The following is a 2,441-nucleotide window of genomic DNA, read 5'->3' as shown; positions in this document are numbered from 1 at the left end:
GCTTGATCTCGTTATCCCTTGTCCCATTATTGGGGGTCTGACCGGGGGTTTAGGGTTCTCGATTCTCGCAACTCGTGACTCGCAACTCGAATATCGGCTCTTGATACACTCGTAACTCGAATCCCGATTCTACATATGTATTACACGAAGGAGGAAAATCAATGAAAATAGTGATCGTCAGATACGGAGAAATAGGTTTAAAAGGCAGAAATAAAAAATATTTTGAACTTGCGCTTGAGAGAAACATTCGCAATCAACTCCCTGGTGTTAGAACACGGACCACAGGCGGTAGGGTTTATGTTGAAGCCGGTGACTATTCTCTCGAAGATGTGAAAAAGGTTCTCACAAGGACCTTTGGCATTCAAAACTTCAGCATGGGTATATTGGTTGGTTTTGAACTCGATGACATTCTCTCGACAAGCCTTGGACTAGCCGAGGATGAAGTGAAGAAGGGAAGAAAAAGCTTCAAAGTTGAAACCAAACGAGCTTACAAAAAATTCCCTATAAGAAGCATGCAATTGAGTGCTTTTCTTGGTGAAAAGATTCTTGAACGTTTCCCGGAGCTTCATGTTGATGTCCATAATCCTGAGTTTAGAATAGGGGTAGAAATAAGAAATAGGGGTACATTGCTATTTAGCAATAGGTTACCGGGCCCGGGAGGAATGCCTGTCGGTGTTAGCAGCAACGGTTTGTTACTTTTGTCCGGTGGTATAGATAGCCCGGTTGCAGGGTGGTACATGTTGAAACGTGGAATAAACGTTCATGCAATCCATTTTGCAAGCCCTCCTTATACAGGCGAAAAAGCATTTGAAAAAGTCATTGACCTTGCCAAAGTGTTATCCATGTATAATGGAGGTAAGGAATTAATGCTTTATGATGTTTTATTTACAAAAGCACAGCTTGCGATACATAGGGCTGTGCAAGAGAGATTCAGCCTAATAATCCAGCGCAGAGCCATGATGAGAATTGCAACGGAGATTGCGCATAGAATGGGGTACAAAACATTGATTACCGGTGAAAATATTGGACAGGTTGCAAGTCAAACTGTGGAAAACATGACTGCCATATCCAATGCGACTGATAGATTGGTTCTAAGACCTCTGATCGGATTTGATAAAATTGATATCATTGAAAAGGCTAAGAAAATCGGAAGTTTTGAAATATCCACAAGACCTTATGAAGATTGCTGTACGGTCTTTGTACCTAAAGAACCAGCAACAAAAGCGAGAATAGAAGATATTTTAAGAGCCGAGAAGAACATCGACTTTTCTCAGCTAGTAAATGAAGCCGTTGGTTTGACAAAGCTTTACAGGATAAAACTTGGGCAGGTGATGAAAGTTGAAAGCCTTGCGATGGATGAGTGAGATTCCTTTTGCCTTGCTAACACTCTGGCTTTTCATAGCTTTTGTCGGTTACGTAGTTGTTTATGGTTCTTTAGTTTTATTAATTGGCTGGCTTATCGAAAAGATTGCAGGTAAGGAAAAGGGTAAGAGATACATTGAGAAGGAAGTGGCAAGATTTGGACGTAATGCTTTCAGGGTGATTGGTGCTCGGGTTAAAGCGTATAATAGGGACAAAGTCCCCAAAAAAGGGCCGATGGTTATTATTTCAAATCACCAGAGCACCTTTGATATTCCTCTTGTGGCTGGTTATGTTCGAGGTGGAATATCCTTTATAGCTAAAGCTGAAATTTCGAAGATTCCAGCAGTAGCACAATTTGTGAAGAGGTTAGATGGTGTCTTTATTGAACGTGGAAATAAATTGCAGACTGCCGGAGTAATACGTACCATTATGAGGATTCTTAAGAATGGTGGAACGATAATGTTGTTTCCCGAAGGTACCCGAAGCCTTGATGGTGAACTCAAGGATTTTAAAAAGGGCAGTCTCGTTTTACCTTACAGAATGAAAGTACCTATTGTACCGGTAGCATTGGATGGTACAAAGGATATAATGGTAAAGGGAAAACTGTTGGTGAAACCAGCAAAGGTTAAGTTAAAAGTTTTAGACCCGGTCAATCCCGGGGAATTTGAAACCGAAGAAGAGCTCGAAAAATATCTCCATACATTGATTGCAGAAGCTCTCTTGGAACTTCGGAGGATGGGTTGAGGGGTGGTATCATGCTTAAAGTTAAATTAAGAGGACTTGCTCTTGATCAAACAAACTCACCTGTGGTCATACTAGAGGTAGATAACTTGAATAGGGGACTTGGGATCTGGATAGGTCCTTTTGAAGCGGAATCACTGGCGCTTGCAGTGAGCGGCAAGGAATATCCACGACCACTTACTTATGACCTTTTCATCAACACTATTAAAGCTGCAAAAGCTGTTTTTCAAAAAGCCGTTATACATTCTGTCAAGGATAATATTTACTATGCTACGCTCTATTTAATAGATGCAAATGGTGAGGAAAAAGAAATTGATGCGAGGCCTTCTGACTGCCTT

General features: G+C 41.1%; 3 protein-coding genes. All 3 read left to right on the top strand.

The genetic code is table 11. The features are described from left to right. The first annotated feature begins 161 nt into the window (after positions 1 to 161). Positions 162 to 1,364 (top strand): tRNA uracil 4-sulfurtransferase ThiI, encoded by a 1,203-nt coding sequence (gene thiI / locus AC3LHT_RS10340; RefSeq protein ID WP_290667793.1) that lies wholly within the window; start codon positions 162 to 164, stop codon positions 1,362 to 1,364. Continuing rightward, on the top strand, positions 1,339 to 2,106 hold the full coding sequence (locus AC3LHT_RS10335) for a lysophospholipid acyltransferase family protein (protein WP_290667790.1): 768 nt from the start codon (positions 1,339 to 1,341) through the stop codon (positions 2,104 to 2,106). The genes thiI and AC3LHT_RS10335 overlap by 26 nt, the downstream gene beginning before the upstream one ends. An 11-nt stretch (positions 2,107 to 2,117) precedes the next feature. Continuing rightward, on the top strand, positions 2,118 to 2,441 hold a 324-nt coding region (locus tag AC3LHT_RS10330; protein ID WP_488662832.1), incomplete at its 3' end, for a bifunctional nuclease family protein.

It is taken from the genome of Kosmotoga sp. (assembly GCF_982836095.1).
This window is presented reverse-complemented; position numbering and strand designations above follow the sequence as displayed.

Bases quoted from the DNA above. Each gene is read 5' to 3' on its own strand.
- thiI (WP_290667793.1), top strand. From the start codon at position 162: ATGAAAATAGTGATCGTCAGATACGGAGAAATAGGTTTAAAAGGCAGA.